Annotated in this window: 12 protein-coding genes; 7 read left to right on the top strand and 5 right to left on the bottom strand. The window is 60.8% G+C overall.

Translation table 11 applies throughout. From position 1 onward, the window contains the following. The first annotated feature begins 211 nt into the window (after positions 1 to 211). From nosR to ACYZUM_RS20015, 6 genes are all read left to right on the top strand, one after another. Entirely contained in the window at positions 212 to 1,573 is a 1,362-nt protein-coding gene (nosR, locus tag ACYZUM_RS20040) for a response regulator c-di-GMP phosphodiesterase, NosR family (protein ID WP_473061109.1), read from the top strand. A 67-nt stretch (positions 1,574 to 1,640) separates the two neighbouring features. Further along, on the top strand, positions 1,641 to 2,075 hold the full coding sequence (locus ACYZUM_RS20035) for an NUDIX hydrolase (protein WP_473061108.1): 435 nt from the start codon (positions 1,641 to 1,643) through the stop codon (positions 2,073 to 2,075). Positions 2,076 to 2,099: 24 nt separating this feature from the next. Continuing rightward, complete coding sequence (locus tag ACYZUM_RS20030; RefSeq protein ID WP_041068320.1) at positions 2,100 to 2,738, top strand: LysE family translocator; 639 nt, start codon at positions 2,100 to 2,102, stop codon at positions 2,736 to 2,738. A gap of 2 nt (positions 2,739 to 2,740) precedes the next feature. Further along, positions 2,741 to 3,238 carry a GNAT family N-acetyltransferase gene (locus tag ACYZUM_RS20025; RefSeq protein ID WP_473061107.1) on the top strand — a complete coding sequence of 166 codons (498 nt, stop codon included), beginning with the start codon at positions 2,741 to 2,743 and terminating at the stop codon, positions 3,236 to 3,238. A 309-nt stretch (positions 3,239 to 3,547) separates the two neighbouring features. After that, positions 3,548 to 4,879: a hypothetical protein gene (locus ACYZUM_RS20020; protein WP_473061106.1), complete on the top strand. Its 1,332-nt coding sequence runs from the start codon at positions 3,548 to 3,550 to the stop codon at positions 4,877 to 4,879. Positions 4,880 to 4,988: 109 nt separating this feature from the next. Continuing rightward, on the top strand, positions 4,989 to 5,783 hold the full coding sequence (locus tag ACYZUM_RS20015) for a hypothetical protein (RefSeq protein ID WP_473061105.1): 795 nt from the start codon (positions 4,989 to 4,991) through the stop codon (positions 5,781 to 5,783). A gap of 45 nt (positions 5,784 to 5,828) precedes the next feature. Here ACYZUM_RS20015 and metR read toward each other — a convergent pair whose 3' ends face one another. Beyond that, the gene (gene metR / locus ACYZUM_RS20010; protein WP_047296309.1) at positions 5,829 to 6,746 is read right to left on the bottom strand and encodes a transcriptional regulator MetR; all 918 of its coding nucleotides are present in this window, start codon (positions 6,744 to 6,746) and stop codon (positions 5,829 to 5,831) included. 119 nt (positions 6,747 to 6,865) lie between these two features. Further along, the gene (locus ACYZUM_RS20005) at positions 6,866 to 12,031 is read right to left on the bottom strand and encodes a dermonecrotic toxin domain-containing protein (protein WP_473061104.1); all 5,166 of its coding nucleotides are present in this window, start codon (positions 12,029 to 12,031) and stop codon (positions 6,866 to 6,868) included. Positions 12,032 to 12,299: 268 nt separating this feature from the next. Between ACYZUM_RS20005 and ACYZUM_RS20000 the strand changes: the two genes are divergently transcribed. Beyond that, the gene (locus tag ACYZUM_RS20000; RefSeq protein WP_222018498.1) at positions 12,300 to 13,319 is read left to right on the top strand and encodes an alpha/beta fold hydrolase; all 1,020 of its coding nucleotides are present in this window, start codon (positions 12,300 to 12,302) and stop codon (positions 13,317 to 13,319) included. A gap of 91 nt (positions 13,320 to 13,410) precedes the next feature. Here ACYZUM_RS20000 and ACYZUM_RS19995 read toward each other — a convergent pair whose 3' ends face one another. From ACYZUM_RS19995 to aauS, 3 genes are read right to left on the bottom strand one after another with little or no spacing between them, the layout of a single operon-like run. Beyond that, complete coding sequence (locus ACYZUM_RS19995; protein ID WP_198758263.1) at positions 13,411 to 13,740, bottom strand: GlpM family protein; 330 nt, start codon at positions 13,738 to 13,740, stop codon at positions 13,411 to 13,413. 8 nt (positions 13,741 to 13,748) lie between these two features. Beyond that, positions 13,749 to 15,077, bottom strand: coding sequence for a two-component response regulator AauR (aauR, locus tag ACYZUM_RS19990; protein ID WP_473061103.1), 1,329 nt, complete (start codon positions 15,075 to 15,077; stop codon positions 13,749 to 13,751). Beyond that, positions 15,074 to 16,975: a two-component sensor histidine kinase AauS gene (gene aauS, locus ACYZUM_RS19985; RefSeq protein ID WP_047296219.1), complete on the bottom strand. Its 1,902-nt coding sequence runs from the start codon at positions 16,973 to 16,975 to the stop codon at positions 15,074 to 15,076. Before aauS ends, aauR begins: the two co-directional genes overlap by 4 nt. Positions 16,976 to 17,157: the final 182 nt, after the last annotated feature.

Raw genomic sequence — 17,157 nt, 5'->3', positions numbered from 1 at the left:
GGGCATCCTTTTCCCTCGCCATTGCCTGTTTTGTAAGCCGATGGAGTTCTTTGCCGTGTACAGCATAGTCGGCCCCTCGGTACTGCGCTGGCCGCGCCGGACGAAGATTTACGTGAATGCACTGAAAAATCATCTAGCCTTGGACTCAGGCGCGGGCCAGTGGGGCGGTCGGTCGGTGTGTCGTTAACTCTGTTTCGCGTGAGGCCATGCCATGCAAGAGCAATCCGCGCCGATGCCGTCGCATCGCCCCACGGTGCTGTTGGTCGATGATGAGGAATCGATCCTCAACAGCCTGCGCCGCCTGTTGCGGGGGCAACCTTATGACGTCCTGTTGGCGACCAGCGGTGCCCAGGCGCTGGAGATGCTGGAGCAGCAGCCCGTGGATCTGGTGATGAGCGATGCGCGCATGCCGAACATGGATGGCGCCTCGTTACTGGCGCATGTCCGTCAACGCTATCCGGCGACCGTGCGCATCATGCTGACCGGCTATGCCGACCCATCGGCCATCATCAAGGCGATCAACGACGGGCAGATTCATCGCTACATCAGCAAACCGTGGAATGACGAGGAGTTGCTGCTGATCCTGCGCCAAGCGCTCGACCATCAGCATTCCGAGCAGGAGCGTCAGCGTCTGGAGCGCCTGACCCAAGTGCAGAACGACCAGCTCAAACTGCTCAACAGCACCCTGGAAAAGCATGTCGCGGCGCGTACCGCCGAACTGCAACAGACCGCCGACATGCTCGATCTGGCCTACGAAGAACTCAAACACAGCTATGTCACCGGCACCGAAGTGTTTTCGCTGCTGGCCAATCTGCGTCTGCCGCCTGCCAAGCAGACCAATCGGCAGATCATCGAACTGGTGCGCAGCTACTGCAAACAGCATGCTCTGGACGAGGCCACCAGCCGCGATCTGACCATGGCCGCCGCGCTGTACAACATCGGCAAACTGAGCTGGACCGACGGCATGATGACCACGCCTTCGGATCTGCTGCGTCATACCGATCGCGAGCGTTATCGCAGCTATCCGAAGCAGAGCGAATCGCTGCTGATGACGCTGGACCCGATGAAGGACGCGGCCCGTCTGATCTTGCATCACCAGGAACGCTGGGACGGCAGCGGCTTTCCCGACCGGCTCAAGGGCGAGGCCATTCCGTTCGGTTCGCGCCTGCTGAAACTGGCGGTGGATTTCGTCGAGTTGCAGCGCGGCCTGATCCTCGAACGGCATTTGAACAGCGATGAAGCGCTGCTGTACCTGCGCCAGTACGCCGGGCGCTTGTACGATCCTGATCTGGTCGAGGATTTCATTCAGGTGTGCGCGGCATTTCTGGGCGACATCACCCTGGCCGACCCGTCGGTCAAGGTCCTGACCACCCGGGACCTGGCGGCGGGGATGATTCTGGCGCGCAATCTCAATGCCGATAACGGCATGTTGCTGCTCAACGCCGGCAAAGTGCTCAGCGCGCTGTTGGTGGAAAAGCTGATTGCCTTTGAAGCCATGGAGGGCGGCAAGTACCAGATTTTCGTCAAGCTGCCGGAGGCGGAGGAAACCGCGCTCAAGGCCTTGGGGGAATGACCTGTGAGGTGACGTGATCAGCCCGGGCATGGGATCCTTGCGCTTTTTCCAGGCCGGTGGCTGACCCATGACCTCTGCATCCGTTGTCGCTCCAAACCTCATTCGTATTGCCGCTGCGCTGTTGCTCAACCCCCAAGGCCAGACCCTGCTGGTGCGCAAGCGTGGCACCACGGCGTTCATGCAACCGGGCGGCAAGATCGAGGCGCATGAGTGGCCGGTGCACGCGCTGGCCCGCGAGCTGGAAGAAGAGCTCGGGCTGACGATCGATCCGGCGCAGGCGTCTTTTCTCGGCCAGTTCTCGGCGCCGGCCGCCAACGAGCCGGGGTTTGTGGTGCAGGCGGAGATTTTTCAACTGACCATCGATGCCGATGTGAAGCCCGCTGCCGAAATCGAGGAAGTGCTCTGGATCGATCCGGTCAGTGATCCTGCTGTCGTTCTGGCGCCATTGACACGCGACCTGATCCTGCCGTTTTATCGCCACTCGCTGACCGCGATCGCCTGATCCCCCACGCACAGGATGTCCACCATGATCCCGCTTCAAGACCTGTTGATCTTCGCCGCCGCCGCGTTGTTGATGGTACTGACGCCGGGGCCGAACATGATTTACCTGATCTCGCGTTCGATCTGTCAGGGACGCAAGGCCGGGGTCACCTCGTTGCTCGGTGTGGTGGGTGGTTTCTTCGTGCACATGTTTGCCGCGGCTGCCGGTTTGAGCGCGGTGTTTCTGGCGGTGCCGATGGCCTACGAGGTGCTGAAGTGGGCCGGTGCGCTGTATTTGTTGTGGTTGGCCTGGCAAGCGCTCAAACCCGGTGCGCGTTCACCGTTCGAGGCGCAGCAATTGCCCCCGGACTCGTCGCGCAAACTGATCACCATGGGCTTTCTCACCAGTGCGTTGAACCCGAAGATTGCGGTGTTCTACCTCTCGGTGTTTCCACAATTCATCAGCCCCGAACACGGCTCGGTATTCACCCAGAGCATCCTCCTCGGCCTGACCCAGATCAGCGTCAGTTTCAGCGTCAATCTGCTGATCGCGCTGTTCGCGGCAGGCATTGCTTCCTGGTTCGTGCGCAACCCGACATGGCTGGCGCTGCAGCGTTACTTCATGGGTTTTGTACTCGCCGGTCTGGCGGTGCGCCTGATGCTTGAACAACGCAGGACCGCCTGAGCATGTGGATCGAACGCCTCGACGCCAGCCATGCGCTGGCTTACCGCGAGCTGATGCTCGAAGCCTACGACCGCCATCCGCAGGCGTTCACCTCCAGCGTGCGCGAGCGCGCGGTGATGCCGTTGAGCTGGTGGGAGGCGCGGCTGACCAGCAAGCTGGATGTGGTGCTCGGTGCGTTCGAGGCAGGCACACTGGCCGGCATCGTCGGCCTGGCGTTCGAACCGCGAGAGAAGGCCCGCCACAAGTCGACCTTGTTCGGCCTGTACGTCTCAGCCGATTTTCGCCAGCACGGCCTGGGCCATCAACTGGTCGAGGCTGCCATCGCTGAAGCCCAAACCCATCCCGAACTGAAAGTCATCCAGCTCACCGTCACCGCCGGCAACGACGCCGCGTTCAACCTGTACCAGCGTTGCGGCTTCATCCAGTTCGGCCTTGAGCCATTGGCGGTGCGGGTGGGTGAAGACTACTTCGACAAGATTCACATGTGGCGCGAACTCTGATCGCTCCCTAAGTGAGGGGCTTTTGTGGTGAGGGGATAAATCCCCTCACAATGAATCTTTTTATCCCGCAATCACTGAGTATCACGTTTCCCAAAGCCAGCGATTCACAGGCGTGAACTTGCAAGATTTCATTGTCGGCGTGCGGATCGACGTGGAACAGGCTATTGGGTTTGCAGGTGATGTGGGTAAAAGTGCGCGCCAATTGCGATAGCCAAATCGGAAGCTCCCTACACGCAAAAGAGAATTACCCGACATCAAAGCTTGAGATCGCTCGCCAAAGTCCCCCGTTTTGCAGAACGGGACACGGACGTGACCAGACTCATCCCCCAACGCGAACTCCACGGTCAACAGGTACTCGACACCCACCAAGCGATGGATGCCTTTCAACAGGCACTCAACCGCCCTGATGAACTGCCTGGCTTCGATGAACTGCTCAAGGCAATGGGCCTCAATCAATCCAACTACATGCAAGGCGCCAACCAGCGAAAACTGGTCGAAGCCATCAGCAACGGCGAGTGGGTCGTGGTCAAACCACGGGCTATTGCGGATAACGGCGGCGCGTCCTGGAACGCCTTCAAACCCAAACCCGAAACACCACCGGCGCAGCATTTAGTGGAAGAGCATGCCTACACGCTGCCGCAACCGGCAGAGTCGGGTTTTCACATCGTCCAGAAGCCCATAAGCCGCGAAGCGCTGGAGCGTGCGCTATACGAAAACATGCCCAGCGATGCATTGCTTGGTCAGTTCCGCTCGCTCAATCGCCACTTGGGCGAACAGCTCAAACCCGGCCAAATGGTGCTCTTCAGCGACTCGCGCAACTACATGTGCCATCGTGAGGAAGCGCAGATGATGGCGGCGGCAGAGAAAGTGAATGAAGCGCTGAAGGATCTGACGGATGAAGAGGCTTCGTTCATGGTGGAACACCATGAGGCAATTGAGCCGTTTTTGGGTGTTTCTTCCGGAGCGTTGGGCGTCGCGTCGTTCATGGTGGGCCAGCACATGGAATCACTTAAGAACACGCTTACAGAACTGGAGCGCTTGCACATTGAGCAATACCGACAGCATGGCAACCTCTACTCCCCCGAGTTTTTTGCGCAACGGAAAAGGTTAATGAAGAAACTTGATGCAAGTTTGGGCCCCTTGGTTCGCAAAACGACGGGTATACCGGATCACCCCAGACTCAAACGGGCACTAGGCTTGTCCACACGAAGGATGGTGCATAACTGGAACAAGGCAGGTGCGCCGAGCCAATTTCCGGGATATGCGACAAATATTGACGGTGTGGCGCGAGCTTCAAAATACATGAAGGCCGGGGGATATTTAGCTATTGGCCTGGCAGCGGGTTCCGCGGCAACGAAGATTTATGAAACATGCCGTACCGGACGCGAGGAAGAATGCCGCCAAGCAAGATTCATGGAGGGATCGAAGCTATCTGGAAATGTATTGGGAGGCGTTATAGCGGGCAAACTGGCACCAACTATTGCTCCTATGACGTGTGCCGCAATTGGCTTGGGGACCGTTGGAGCCGGAGGAATCGCTTGCATGTTGGTAGTTAGTGGCATCCTTGCGGCGCAAATGGGGGATGGGGCAAGCCAGGTTGGGGAGCTTGTCGGCGAAAAGCTGTACGAGATTAGTAACTAATGACCGTTGAGAAAAATATTAGAACTCGCCGGTGCAGTACTTACTACATTGGTTACGTTTCTTGCGTTAATTGGTTTTGGAACGCCGAGATCAATTTTAAGGACTTCCTGTGATCGCCTTTCACCTCGAATTTATCTACCTCTGCTCTTGGGCATTCGTTCTTCTGCTTCTTCTTCTGAGTGAGGCAGTTTTGTTGTTTGTCGCCTATTTCCTGCTTGATGAGATGGAAGACCACTTCATCGCCTCTCATCTTGTAAGCATTAACAAGAGAACGTTGGGAAATGGGCCATTGGGGAGAATGAGAAGAGTCAGAAAAATAGGCGCATTAACTGGCCGTTTTACGCACCTGCAAATGCTCGAACCGTGTGCAGTCATGGAGGCGGAAATACTTCCGGAGCATCTGAGGAAATGGCTGAGAGCTTCAGGGCGACTTTTTAGATTGGCGTTGACTGGCGCCGGTTTACTTATGGTTTGGCTGGGTGTTGAGTGGGTATGCACAACCCTTACCACACCGGTGAACGACCTGAAGTTGCTCTTTATTGCTGGGATGATCGGCTGTCTTGCTTTGGGCTTGATGGCTGTATTTGCAAAGGTATATATCAGCTTTTTCAAATTGGCTCAGATCGAATCACTTCTTAAGGAATCGTACTTCGTCGCCCGCAATCAGCGAGTATTGGGAAACGGTGCCTATGGTCGCTACTGCCGTTTGGCTCACATTTCATTCATGCTTTTGCTGGACGATGATTTCTTGTCGAAAAGTGATCCCTATGCAATGGCTGAAATAGCCAGGTTCCCGTCCCATCTACGATGCTTGGTCATTATCCCTACGCGAATACTTGCCTACTCATTTCTGGGTTATTGCGCAATCTATCTCGGTGGAAAAGCTTTTGGTTTATTTGCTTGAAACCAGCAAGTAGTACCGACTGGTTTCCTTTTGGTGTTGGGTGAATCAACGCACCGCGCTAACCCCATCCAGCGTCGAGAACGAGGTGTCCTTGGCGGTCAGCAGGAAATCGCGCATGTACGGTGCATCCAGCATGTCCGCACGGATCGCGGCGTACAGTGTGGCAAACAGGCCTTTTTCGCCCAGGCGCTTGGCTTTTACATAGCCGCGCGAGCTGTATTCGTGCAGTGCCCAGTGCGGCATGCCGCACACGCCACGGCCGCTGGCGACCAGTTGCATCATCATCACCGACAGCTCAGAGGTGCGAACCTGCGCCGGTTCGATGTCGGCCGGTTCGAGGAAGCGGGTGAAGATGTCCAGCCGGTCGCGCTCCACCGGGTAGGTGATCAGCGTTTCAGTCAGCAGGTCCTCGGGGACGATGTACGGTTTGCTCGCCAGTGGATGCTGGTTCGCCACTGCGAGCATCGCTTCGTAAGTGAACAGCGGCACGTAGGTGATGCCGGCGATGTCCAGCGGATCGGAAGTCACCACCAGATCCAGGTCACCACGGGCCAGCGCCGGCAGCGGGGCGAAGGCGAAACCCGAGGCGAGGTCGAGTTCGACTTCCGGCCAGGCGTCACGGAACTGGTCGATGGTCGGCATCAGCCACTGGAAACAGCTGTGGCATTCGATCGCCATGTGCAGGCGTCCAGCGGTACCGCCGGCCAGACGACTGATGTCGCGCTCGGCGGCGCGCAACAGCGGCAGGGTCGCGTCGGCCAGTTGCAACAGGCGCAGGCCGGCGCTGGTGAAACGCACCGGTTTGGTTTTACGCACGAACAACGGCATACCCATGCGCTCCTCCAGTTCCTTGAACTGGTGCGACAGCGCCGATTGGGTCAGGTGCAGACGGTCGGCGGCATCGACCAGACTGTCGGCCTCGCGCAGGGCATGCAGGGTTTTCAAATGACGGATTTCAAGCACGGCTGGCCCCATGAGGAAAACTTGTGAAAAATTCGAGGGCGGTGAGTTTGTCTCATGTTGACAGTGCTGTCGACCACTCGAGCAGAAGCGGGGCATCGCCGTGCCCCGCTGCTTTTGCCCTAGAGGTTTGCGAAATGCCGGATACCCAGCGGTTTACCGATATCGCCGCGCCAGATCGCCTCGACCTGTGCCCCGCTGGCGGCCTGAACCTGCTGCCATTGCAGGCCGAGGTTGCGTTGCTCCGGCAATTTCAGGTGCGCCTTGACGAAGTCAGCAAACGGCACCTTGTCCGAGGTGTAGTGAAAATGCGCGTACCACAGCGTGCGCGGCGGCGTGGAGGTGAGGTCGCGCACGGCGTATTCCTGAAGGAAATCCTTGCGCCCGTCAGCCCTTTTGCCCAATGCCCGCAGCGGACCTTCGCGGCGGATATCCACCACTTGCTGTTGCAGCAGATAATCCAGATAGCCTTCAGTGGGCGTCTTGCTGCGCAGTGACTGATCAATGCGCAGCGTACGACCGGTACGGCGCAGTTCGCGGGCCTTGTCGTGCAGTTGCAGCACCACCGGTTCGGTCGGCGACAGTCGCTCGATGGCCTGGGCACGGGTGCTCAGTTCGGTCGCTTCGCTGCTGAACATGTGTTCCAGATCCACCGGCAGCATGTCCTGGCGGGCATAGCCCTGCACTTTGTTGCTGTAAACCGGAACCGCTGCCAGACGTTTGCGCGCTTCGACCAGCAGTGGCTGAACGTCAGTTGGCAACGTTGCTGGCGTCGGGGCGGTGCGCACTTGCAGATGGTATTTGCCACCGGAGCGCGGCAGCCAGGTTTCGCGGAATCCGTCGATGCCTTCAATGGTGATGCGTTTTTCCCGGGTGCCGGCGTCGATGCTTTCCGTGCCGATCAGCAACTGGTTGTCCTCGGTTTCGAACAGTTGCTTGCCGCCAGGCTCTTTCGGCTTGATTGGCGCACGTTGTCTGATCGCATGCCGCGCCTGCGCTTCGACCTGAGTCAGCCCCTCGAGGAACAGCCCGACCTGTTCCAGATCCAGATGCTGTGCATAACCCAGTGTCCAGGCGTTCAGCTGACGACGGAAATCGGCATAGATCTGCAGGCAGTCCTCAAGGACCCGATTGCGCTGAACCAGGCTGGCGCTGACCTCTGGCAGGTGATGCTGGGTCAGCAATGCGCGCCCGACCTTGGTTCGGGCGTCTTTGAGCTGGGTATGGAAATACGCCCAGGACAGGTCAGTGACCGCATCGTAGCGGGTAATGATTTCCAGCAGATGCGCAGTTCTCAGGTAGTGATGCGTGTGGTCTCCCAGGTTGCGGTTGATAGCGGCCATGTCTTTCGCCATCCGGGCTTTCTGCGCGCGGTTGCTGATGCGGTTGTTCCACAGTCTGGCCTGCTCGGTGATCGCATGCAGTTGATCGAACTCCTTGAGGAAATCCTCGCGCGCCCGCTTGCGCCGGGCCATGAGTGTGATATGGACGCTGGTGTGGTCGAAGGGCACGGCATCGGACTCGGCGACCAGTGCGTCGATCCGGTTCAGGTGTTCCAGCAAGCGGTCGCGGGCGACGGTGACGCGCTGCACGGCGCGGTCGACCACGATCCAGGCGCAGCGGCTCTGGATGGCTTCAATCTGCAGACGTTTGCGGCCGTGGCTCAGGGGCAGCAATTCGACAAGGTTGTCGTATTGGGCGATCGCGACGTCGATGTCATTCAGGCAGGCTGTGTCAACGGCTGTCTGCAGGGGCTTGCGCTGGGCAATATCGAGGTTCTGATAGTTCTCCAGCAACTGGTTGGTGGCGCGGGTCTGAGCATCGAGGCGCCGGGTGTAGTTGTCGGCGGTGTTGGTCAGGGTCATTTGCCGGCGCAGTTGCCGATCGGTCCACCAGCGCGGTAGCCACTGGCGGATCGGCGCAGGCCAAAGCGGATCCAGGCCGTCGACCAGATGTCCGAGCACTGCGCCGCCGCCAGGACCGCCACCGTCCATTACCGTGCCGTGCACCGCATAGTGGGTGTTCCACTGACCGCTGTCGTCGAGGGCGATCGGTTGTTTGTAGCCGCGCATCCATGTGCCGTAAAGCCTCCAGCCACGCGGTGCATCGCTTAGCTGAACCCGATAAATGCGGCCCTGACGAACGATGAAATCGCCATCGGCGTGACGGTAGACGTTGCGATAGACACCGTGGGTGGCCGGGTGCAGGCCGGCCAGGGAAATGTCGAATTCGTACTCGTAACCCTTGAAGCGGTCGAGCGACTGCCGGGCCCGTTGCCAGGACGACGACATGGTGGCGAATCCGCCCAAGGCCGCGCCTTGCCGCTGACGTGTGGCCAGACGTGCTGCTGCGGGGGCCGAGACGGTTCCGGGCAGCACATCCATTGCCGCGTCGATCAGTGACAGCAGCACCGCTTCCACCTCGGCCAGACCATGCCCGAGCTCGCCGCGCAAGAACGCCGCGACGGCCAGATTGGCGCTGTTCCAGGCGTCATACAGGGCCACTGCCGCCCCCACGAACGGCACCATGCCGATGGCCATTTTCAGATAGTTGAACAACGCCCCGGATTTCAGTGCACAGCGCTCCAGATACAACGCATCGTTGGAACGCGAACTGCTGCGATGGGCTTCCAGCAACCGGCCCATGTGCACGTTCAATAGATGAATGGCCAGCGATGTGGTCGCCGGCCAAGCCATTCCGACGCCGATCAGGGCATCGAAATTGCGCAATTGCGCCTGATTGATACGGCTGACATGGCTGGCAAAATCGCCGCTCACGGCGCGTCCGGCCAGGTAATTGACCATTTTGCTGTCCATACAACGCCTGAACAGATCCATTCGGGCCTGTTCCAGCGTCGGGTACTGCCGCAGGAAGAGGGCGTCGGTGCTGTCGGGCAGGTAGAGCAGGGTCAGGCCACTGTTCTGTTCGACAATGAACGTCAGCCCGGCGAGCGTGCTCGGTCCCTGATGCGCGGTGTCCTCTCCACCAACCGTCAGGTGCACCGGCAGCAGCGCGATGCGCTGTCCATCAACGGCATACGCCTGGGGTGAAGTCGCGTCGATGGCGACCTTCAGTACGGCATGGCCGGCACTGTCGATGTGCCGTTGCAGCAGGGCGAATTCACCTTGCAACCTGAGCATCAGCCGCCACGGCTCGCTCAGGCATTCGCGGCGCCAGGCCTGCTGAAACGCAGGCTCTGCCGGCGCGCCGAAAAACACCTGGCGAATCTGTTCTTCGTAACGTCCGGGCAGGTCCAGCTCGGTCACCAGTTTGCGCAAGTAGACCGGGTTGAGTCCGGCTTCGACGCGCTGCCGATCGGTTTCGTCCTCGGCACGGATCCTGGCCTGCATGAACGACAGGCGCCACCACATGGCCTGATCGATGTTGTGCTGTGCCAGTTGTTCGAGGGCGAGATCGCTGCGCTTGTCGCTCGCGGTCAGGACATTGCGTTGCGGCGTGCCAGGCGCAGCCCCTTCCATCACGGTTTTTTGCCAGACCGTCGAATCGGGCAGATCGAGGCTCACGCTCACGCTGTGTTTGAGTGCGAAGTCCGCGCGCAAGCGGGCGTCGATGCGTTTTTCGGCGAAGGCCTGACGCGACGGCAGCTCCCGTTCGAGCAGGGCATGGGCGCGATGCATGGCGCCGAGGTAGTGGCTGATCAGCGCTTTGAGCGTGTTCCGGTGCGCCGCGTCGAGGTTGTCGAACCACTCGGGCAGGCTGCCGGCCAGCGCGGCGCTGCGGTCTTGCGCCTGACGTTCGGCAAATGCCCGTTCGCGGGCCTGCGCGATCGGCACGGTCAGGCGTGGCAAGTGTTGTTCGCGCAACTTTTCCATCTCGGCCTGGCGCTCGCCGGCTCGGCCGGGCAGCGGGTTGTCGCGCAGGATCTGTGCGGCCTGTTGTTCGCATTGATAGAGCTGCTGATCGAGTGACCAGGCGAGCGGGTCATCGGTCAGTGGTGTCAGGTGCAGGGTCAGCCCGCCGTCCTGGGGCGAGCGTTTGAACACGTTCTGCTCCAGTGCCGCACGCGAAGCAAAACGTTGCAGGCCGCCAAACTCGCCGGGCCAGTAAAGCAGCAGGCTGTCGGTGGAACCGGGGGCCAGCGCTGCAGGAGGGGCGATGATCAGTACACCTGGCAACTCCTCGACGGCGCTGATGTTGTCGTCTGCCGTAGCCAACGATATGCGGGCGATGACCCCGTCCGTTGGCGGCAGGTGGTGTCCCGGTGCGTCCAGCATTGCGATGACTCGCCGATGTTCCGCGACGGACAGTTGCTCCAGCGTCCGTTGCAGTTCGACCTCCGCGCGCAGCCCTGCGATACGCGCCTGCAGCAAGGCCTGGTAATGCTCGTTTGAGCGGCGGTGTAATTCGAGCAGGGTCAGCGGATTGTGGCTGTCGAGCAGGGCCGATGCGGCGTCATGGCTGGCCTGCTGAGCCTCGCTCAAGGCGACGAGTCGTTGTGCCAGTTGTTGACGTTGCGGACTGTTCGGCTCGGCGTCGCCAAACAAGCGGTCAAGCGCACGCTGTTCAAGCACCAGCGTCTGCCGGCGCAGATCCAGGGGAATGTCGGCCATCAGCAAACCGAAGGGCGCAACCTCATCGACACTTGGCCCGGCACTTTGCGGCAGAGCGGACGTGATCGGGAAAAACTTGTCGAGTGCGATCCCGTTGTCGCCAGTGACGGGCGAACTCGACAGCAGCGGTTCAACGCCGCGCTTGAGCGGATCACTGCCGAATTCGATGAAGTCCAGCGAGGAGACTTGCAGTCGCTCCGGTTGCTGATCCATCAGCCAGCGCTCAAGGTCGGCCTGTTTTTCGAAGCGGAGCAACGGTTGTGGGTGTGCGGGCAGGTAAAGCAGCAGCGTTTCCTCCAGCTGGAGCAGCAACGTGCCGTACAGGCGCAGCCGACGGTTATCGAGACGATTGAGTACCGGTTGCGCGACCCGCAGATCCGCCGCGACCTGGCTCGACGGGGTGAGAAGCTGCTCAAGCCTGTGGCGTTGTGAGGTGTCGAGCTTGCCTTCGGCAGCCGCCCATTGAAGCGCGGCCTCAAAGTGCTGCTGATAGAGACTCAAGGCATGCTCGCGCCGTGACAGCGCAGTGCCGGGCGCGCGGGCATCCCACCAGGCGCTTTCGGGTTGCCCGGGATGCCGGGCCATGAGGTCCAGCCATTGCTGGTGACAGTCGTTCAGACGAGCCGTGGCCAACAGGTGCAGATGTTGATCCACGTCGGGCTGTAGCCGCTGATCAAGGCCGAAGTCGGCTGTTACAAGGGGAGGCGAATGGGTCATGCGACAGGGCTCCAGAGGGTATGCAGACCGGGTGATTCCGGTTTTCATGCCTATTAGAGGCGCGCTGTCACAAGCCCATGCGGTACATGGTTATCGCTGGGGGAGTGGTTTTGTTGCAGAGGATGTACAGACCGTTCCGGCCTGATTCGTTGTCGGAGAATGACCGCTCGGCAAACTTCATCAAACTGTCACGCAACTGTGGCAGCGCGCTTGAACAAACTTCATCAGACTCGCGCTCTACTGGGGTTCTGCGTTTCGGTGTTTCTTCATGCGTTTATTTTTTCTGTTGGCCGCGCTGTTGTTCGGCCTGCCGTCGATGGCGGCTTCGCGTTGTGACGTCAATGTACCGACTGAACGGGTCGATCTGGCCCAGGTGAGCCTGGCGTACCAGAGCATCGGCCGTGCTTCGGATCCGGCGTTGTTGCTGGTCATGGGTTTGGGCGGTCAGTTGATTCACTGGCCGGACGAGGTGGTGGTTGCGCTCTGTCAGCAGGGTTTTCGGGTGATCCGCTATGACAACCGCGATGTCGGTCTGTCGACCTGGCGTCAGGCTCCAGCCGACGCCAACCTGACCTTTGAAGTGCTGCGCTACAAGCTCGGATTGCCGGTGTCGGCACCGTACTCGCTGAGCGACATGGCCGACGACGCGCTGGGGTTGATGGACGCGCTGCACATCGAGCAGTTTCACGTGCTGGGTGCCAGTATGGGCGGGATGATCGCCCAGCACTTGGCGGCGATGGCGCCACAACGGGTGGAAAGCCTGACACTGATCATGACCAGTTCCGGCGCCGAAGGCTTGCCGGCACCGAGTGCGGCGCTGGTGCAACTGCTGGCGCGGCGTGGCGCGCCGAATCGCGAAGTGGCGCTGGAGCAGCAGGCCGATCTGCTGGCAGCGCTCGGCAGCCCGGCTGTCACGGATGACCGGCAAGCGTTGCTGCATCAGGCGGCGGTGGCCTACGACCGGGCGTTCAACCCGGAAGGCGTGAAGCGCCAGATCATGGCGATCCTTGCCGAGCCGAGCCGGGTGACGTTGCTCAATCAACTGCGGGTGCCGACCCTGGTGGTGCACGGCACGGCGGATCCGCTGTTGCCGGTGATGCACGGCGTGCATCTGGCGGCGCATATTCGTGGCAGTCAGTTGAAGCTGATTCCGGGGCTGGCCCATCGTTTTCAGGAGGCGTTCAAGGCGCCGTTGCTGGCGGCGGTGTTGCCGTATTTGCAAGCGCATCGTGAAGACACGTCGCACTGGGCGCAGATCGAGCCGGTGGCAAGCGGCAACCTGCTGTAGCTGAGGTTTTGACGGTGTTGATTCGGGCCTCTTCGCGAGCAAGCCCGCTCCCACATTTGCAATGCGGTTCCCTCGTGGGCGCGGACTGTGATCAGCTGTGCAGGCGTACCCACACCGAGACCAGCACGGTCGCCGCGATCAACCACGCGACCACCGCCACCGCCAGTGACGCTTCCAGGCGCATGCGGTCGACCATCACGTACAGCGTCGCCAGATAGATGAAGTAGGGAATGATCGACCACATGCCGAACACGATGGTCGCCTTCAGATCATCGACCGAACGGCCCTTGCCGACGATGTAGTGGGCAATCAGCGCGAAGGTCGGAAACAGCGGCACCAGTCCGGCGATGTAATAGTTTTTGGTCTTCGACAGCGCGGCGAGGATCACCACCACTGCTGCGCCGAGTGCCGCTTTGAGTATCAGATCCATCAGTGGCTCAACCCGTATTTTTTCACTTTGTCGAACAGCGTGGTCTTGGCCATGCCCAGCTCTAGGCTGGCCTGGGTCAGGTTGCCGCCACTGCGTTGCAAGGCGTCATTGAGCAGATTGCGCTCGAAGGCTTCCACCGCTTCGGCGAACGCCAGCCCCTGACCGCCGCTGCTGGCGCCGGACTTCTTGAACGCCGGCAGGCCGAGGGCAAAGCGCTCGGCGACGTTACGCAGTTCGCGCACGTTGCCCGGCCAGTCGTGGCTCATCAGGTTTGACAGGGTCTGGTTGTCCAGCTCGGGCAACGCGCGGTCGAAACGCAGCGCCGACTGCTGGGTGAAGTGTTCGAACAGTTGCAGGATGTCCTCGCGGCGCTCGCGCAGCGGCGGCAGTTCCAGCGTCACCACGTTGAGGCGGTAGTACAAGTCGCTGCGAAACTCGCCGGCCTTGCTCGCTTCGTCGAGGTCGGATTTGGTCGCCGCAATCACCCGGCAATCCACCGCCACGCTCTGGTTCGAGCCGAGGCGTTCGAGGGTGCGTTCCTGCAACACCCGCAGCAGTTTGATCTGCAACGGCAGCGGCATGCTTTCCACTTCATCGAGGAAGAGCGTGCCGCCGTCGGCGTGTTCGATCTTGCCGATACGCCGTTTGCCGGCGCCGGTGAAGGCGTTGGCTTCGTGGCCGAAAATCTCGCTTTCGAACAGGTTCTCCGGCAGGCCGCCGCAGTTTAGCGCGACGAACTGCTTGGCATGCCGACGACTGAAGTCGTGCAGACAACGGGCGACCAGTTCCTTGCCGGTGCCGGTCTCGCCTTCGATCAATACGTTGGCCGAGGTGTCGGCGACGTTGGCGATCAGCTCGCGCAGGTTCTGCATCGCTGGGGAACGACCGATGATCCGGCCTTCGAGGGAGTCGCGTTCAGCCAGTTGCCGACGCAGCGACGAGACTTCGCGGGCGAGGCTGCGTTGCTCCAGTGCGCGGCGGGCGACGTCGACCAGACGCTCCGGCGAGAACGGTTTCTCCATGAAATCGTAGGCGCCTTTCTGCATCGCACCGACCGCCATTGAGATGTCACCATGACCGGTGATCAGCACCACCGGCAGACTGCGGTCGCGTTGCTTGAGGCGGGTCAGCAGTTCGAGGCCATCGATGCCCGGCAGGCGGATGTCGCTGATGACAATGCCGGCGAAGTTGTCGCCAACCTGCTCCAGCGCTTCTTCGGCGCTGCCGACACCGATGCAGGGAATGTCTTCCAGGGTCAGTGCCTGCTGGCAGCCGAGCAGCACATGGGGGTCGTCTTCGACGATCAGCACACTAAGGTCGTGGTTCATATTGGCTCGGCAGGAGTAGGGCTTACCAACGGTAAACTGAGGACGAAGGTGGTGCCGCCGCTGGCCGGATGTTCGACACCCAGGTGCCCGCCGGTGGCGGCGGCGAGGCTGGCGGAGAGGGTCAGGCCGAGGCCCAGGCCCTGTTCGCCGGGTTTGGTGGTGAAGAACGGCTCGAACAGATGCTTGCGCGCCTCGGCATCGACGCCGTGGCCGTTGTCGCGCACCCGCAGACGATATTTGCCGTTGAACTCTTCGCCCTCCAGCCACAGTTCCGGCTGCGGCTGCGCCTGCATGGCGTCGAGGGCATTGCCGATCAGGTTGACCAGAATCTGTTCGAGGCGGGTCTGGTCGATCTGCACTTGCACGTCGATGAATTGCCGATGCAGTTGCAGTGACGCGCTCTCGACCCTGGCACCCAGCACCTGCAGCGCGGCGTCCACCGCTTTGCCGAGACTGGCCTGGCCCTTGTCGTCACCGCGTCGGGCGAACGAGCGCAGGCTGGCCGTGATTCGGCCCATGCGGTCGATCAGGTCATTGATGGTCTTGAGGTTGGTGCTGGCGACGTCGAGCTGGCCGCGTTCGAGGAACCGAATGGTGTTGCCAGAGAGGGTGCGCATCGCCGCCAGCGGCTGGTTCAATTCGTGGGCGATGCTGGTCGACATCTGGCCGATGGCTGCGAGTTTGCCGGCCTGCACCAGTTCGTCCTGAGCGCGGCGCAGGGTTTCTTCGGCCTGCCGTCGTTCGCGGATCTGGCTCTTGAGGCGTTCGTTGCTGGCGCGCAGGTCGCCGGTGCGTTCGGTGATCCGTCGTTCGAGTTGACTGTTGGCCTCCTGCAAGGCTTCGCGAGCGGCGAGGCGGGTGGCGATGACCTTGCGCCGCTCGTTCCAGGCAATCAGCAAAAACGCCACCAGAGCGAACGCCACCGCCACCAGAATGCCTTGGTTGATCGCTTCGCGGCGCAGGTCCTGCAACGGCGTGAGCAAGGTGAAATTCCACGGTGTGTCGCTCAGTGGCCGGGTCTGGGCCAGATAGCTGATGCTGTCGTCATCGGCGCTCACTTCGCTGTTGGCGGGGAAGGTCAGTTTCTCCACGCCTTCGGCCAGGGTTTCGCGGGCCAGTGGTTGCAGTTCGTTGAGCGGGAACCAGTAATACTGCAGGCTGCGGGCGAGCTTCTCTTTGGTTTCATCGCTCAGCGGAACCACCGATTTCAGGCGCCGCGCCGGATCGCTGGAAAGAATGATGATGCCGTTCTCGTCGCTGACGAAGGCTTCCAGACGGGCGCGCTGCCAGCGTTCTTCCAAGGCTTCGAGACGCACTTTGACCACGGCGACGCCAATGATCTTGCCGTGCTCTTCCAGGCCGTGGGCCAGGTAATAACCGGGTTCGCCGCTGGTGCTGCCGATGCCGTAGAAACGTCCGGGCTCGCCGCGCACGGCTTTCTGGAAATAGGCGCGGAACGACAGGTCTTCACCGAGGTAGCTGTCGACGTCGCGCCAGTTGCTGGTGGCCATCACGCGGCCGGTGGTGTCCATGACATAGATGGCCCGACTGCGGCTGCGCCGGTTCAGGCCTTCAAGGTAAGCATTGACCGTTTGCCGGTGCTCCGGGGTCGGGTCGGCCAGCAATTGCGGGACGCTGGTTTCCAGTTCCAGCAGGCTGGGCAGGTAGGTGTATTTGCTGATCTCGCTTTCGACGGTGCGCGCGTGCAGTTCAAGCTGACGCTGGCCGTTTTCGCTGAGGCTGCGGATGCCGAAATGTTCACTGGTCCAGAAACCGGCGTAACCCAGTCCGATCATCAGCACGATGATCAGTGGCGGCAGAAACAGATGGCGAATCAGACGAGGCTTCACGGCAAGTGATGGCGGCGCTGCGCGATAGAGATTGGGGTCGCATTTCATCACAGTTGCCTTGGGTCAACCAGCGCTGCCGCGGACGACGCACTGGTTTGGTCGAGCCTGGAACCTGTGGCGAGGGAGCTTGCTCCCGCTCGGCTGCGAAGCAGTCGTAAATCCATTCAATGCGGTGTTTCAGATAGATCGCATTGGCAGGTTTTGGGGTCGCTGCGCGACCCAGCGGGAGC

The sequence above is a fragment of the Pseudomonas sp. m6p genome (assembly GCF_055760375.1).
Note: the sequence above shows the minus strand (reverse complement) of the source record. Positions and strands in the feature narration are given on the sequence as shown.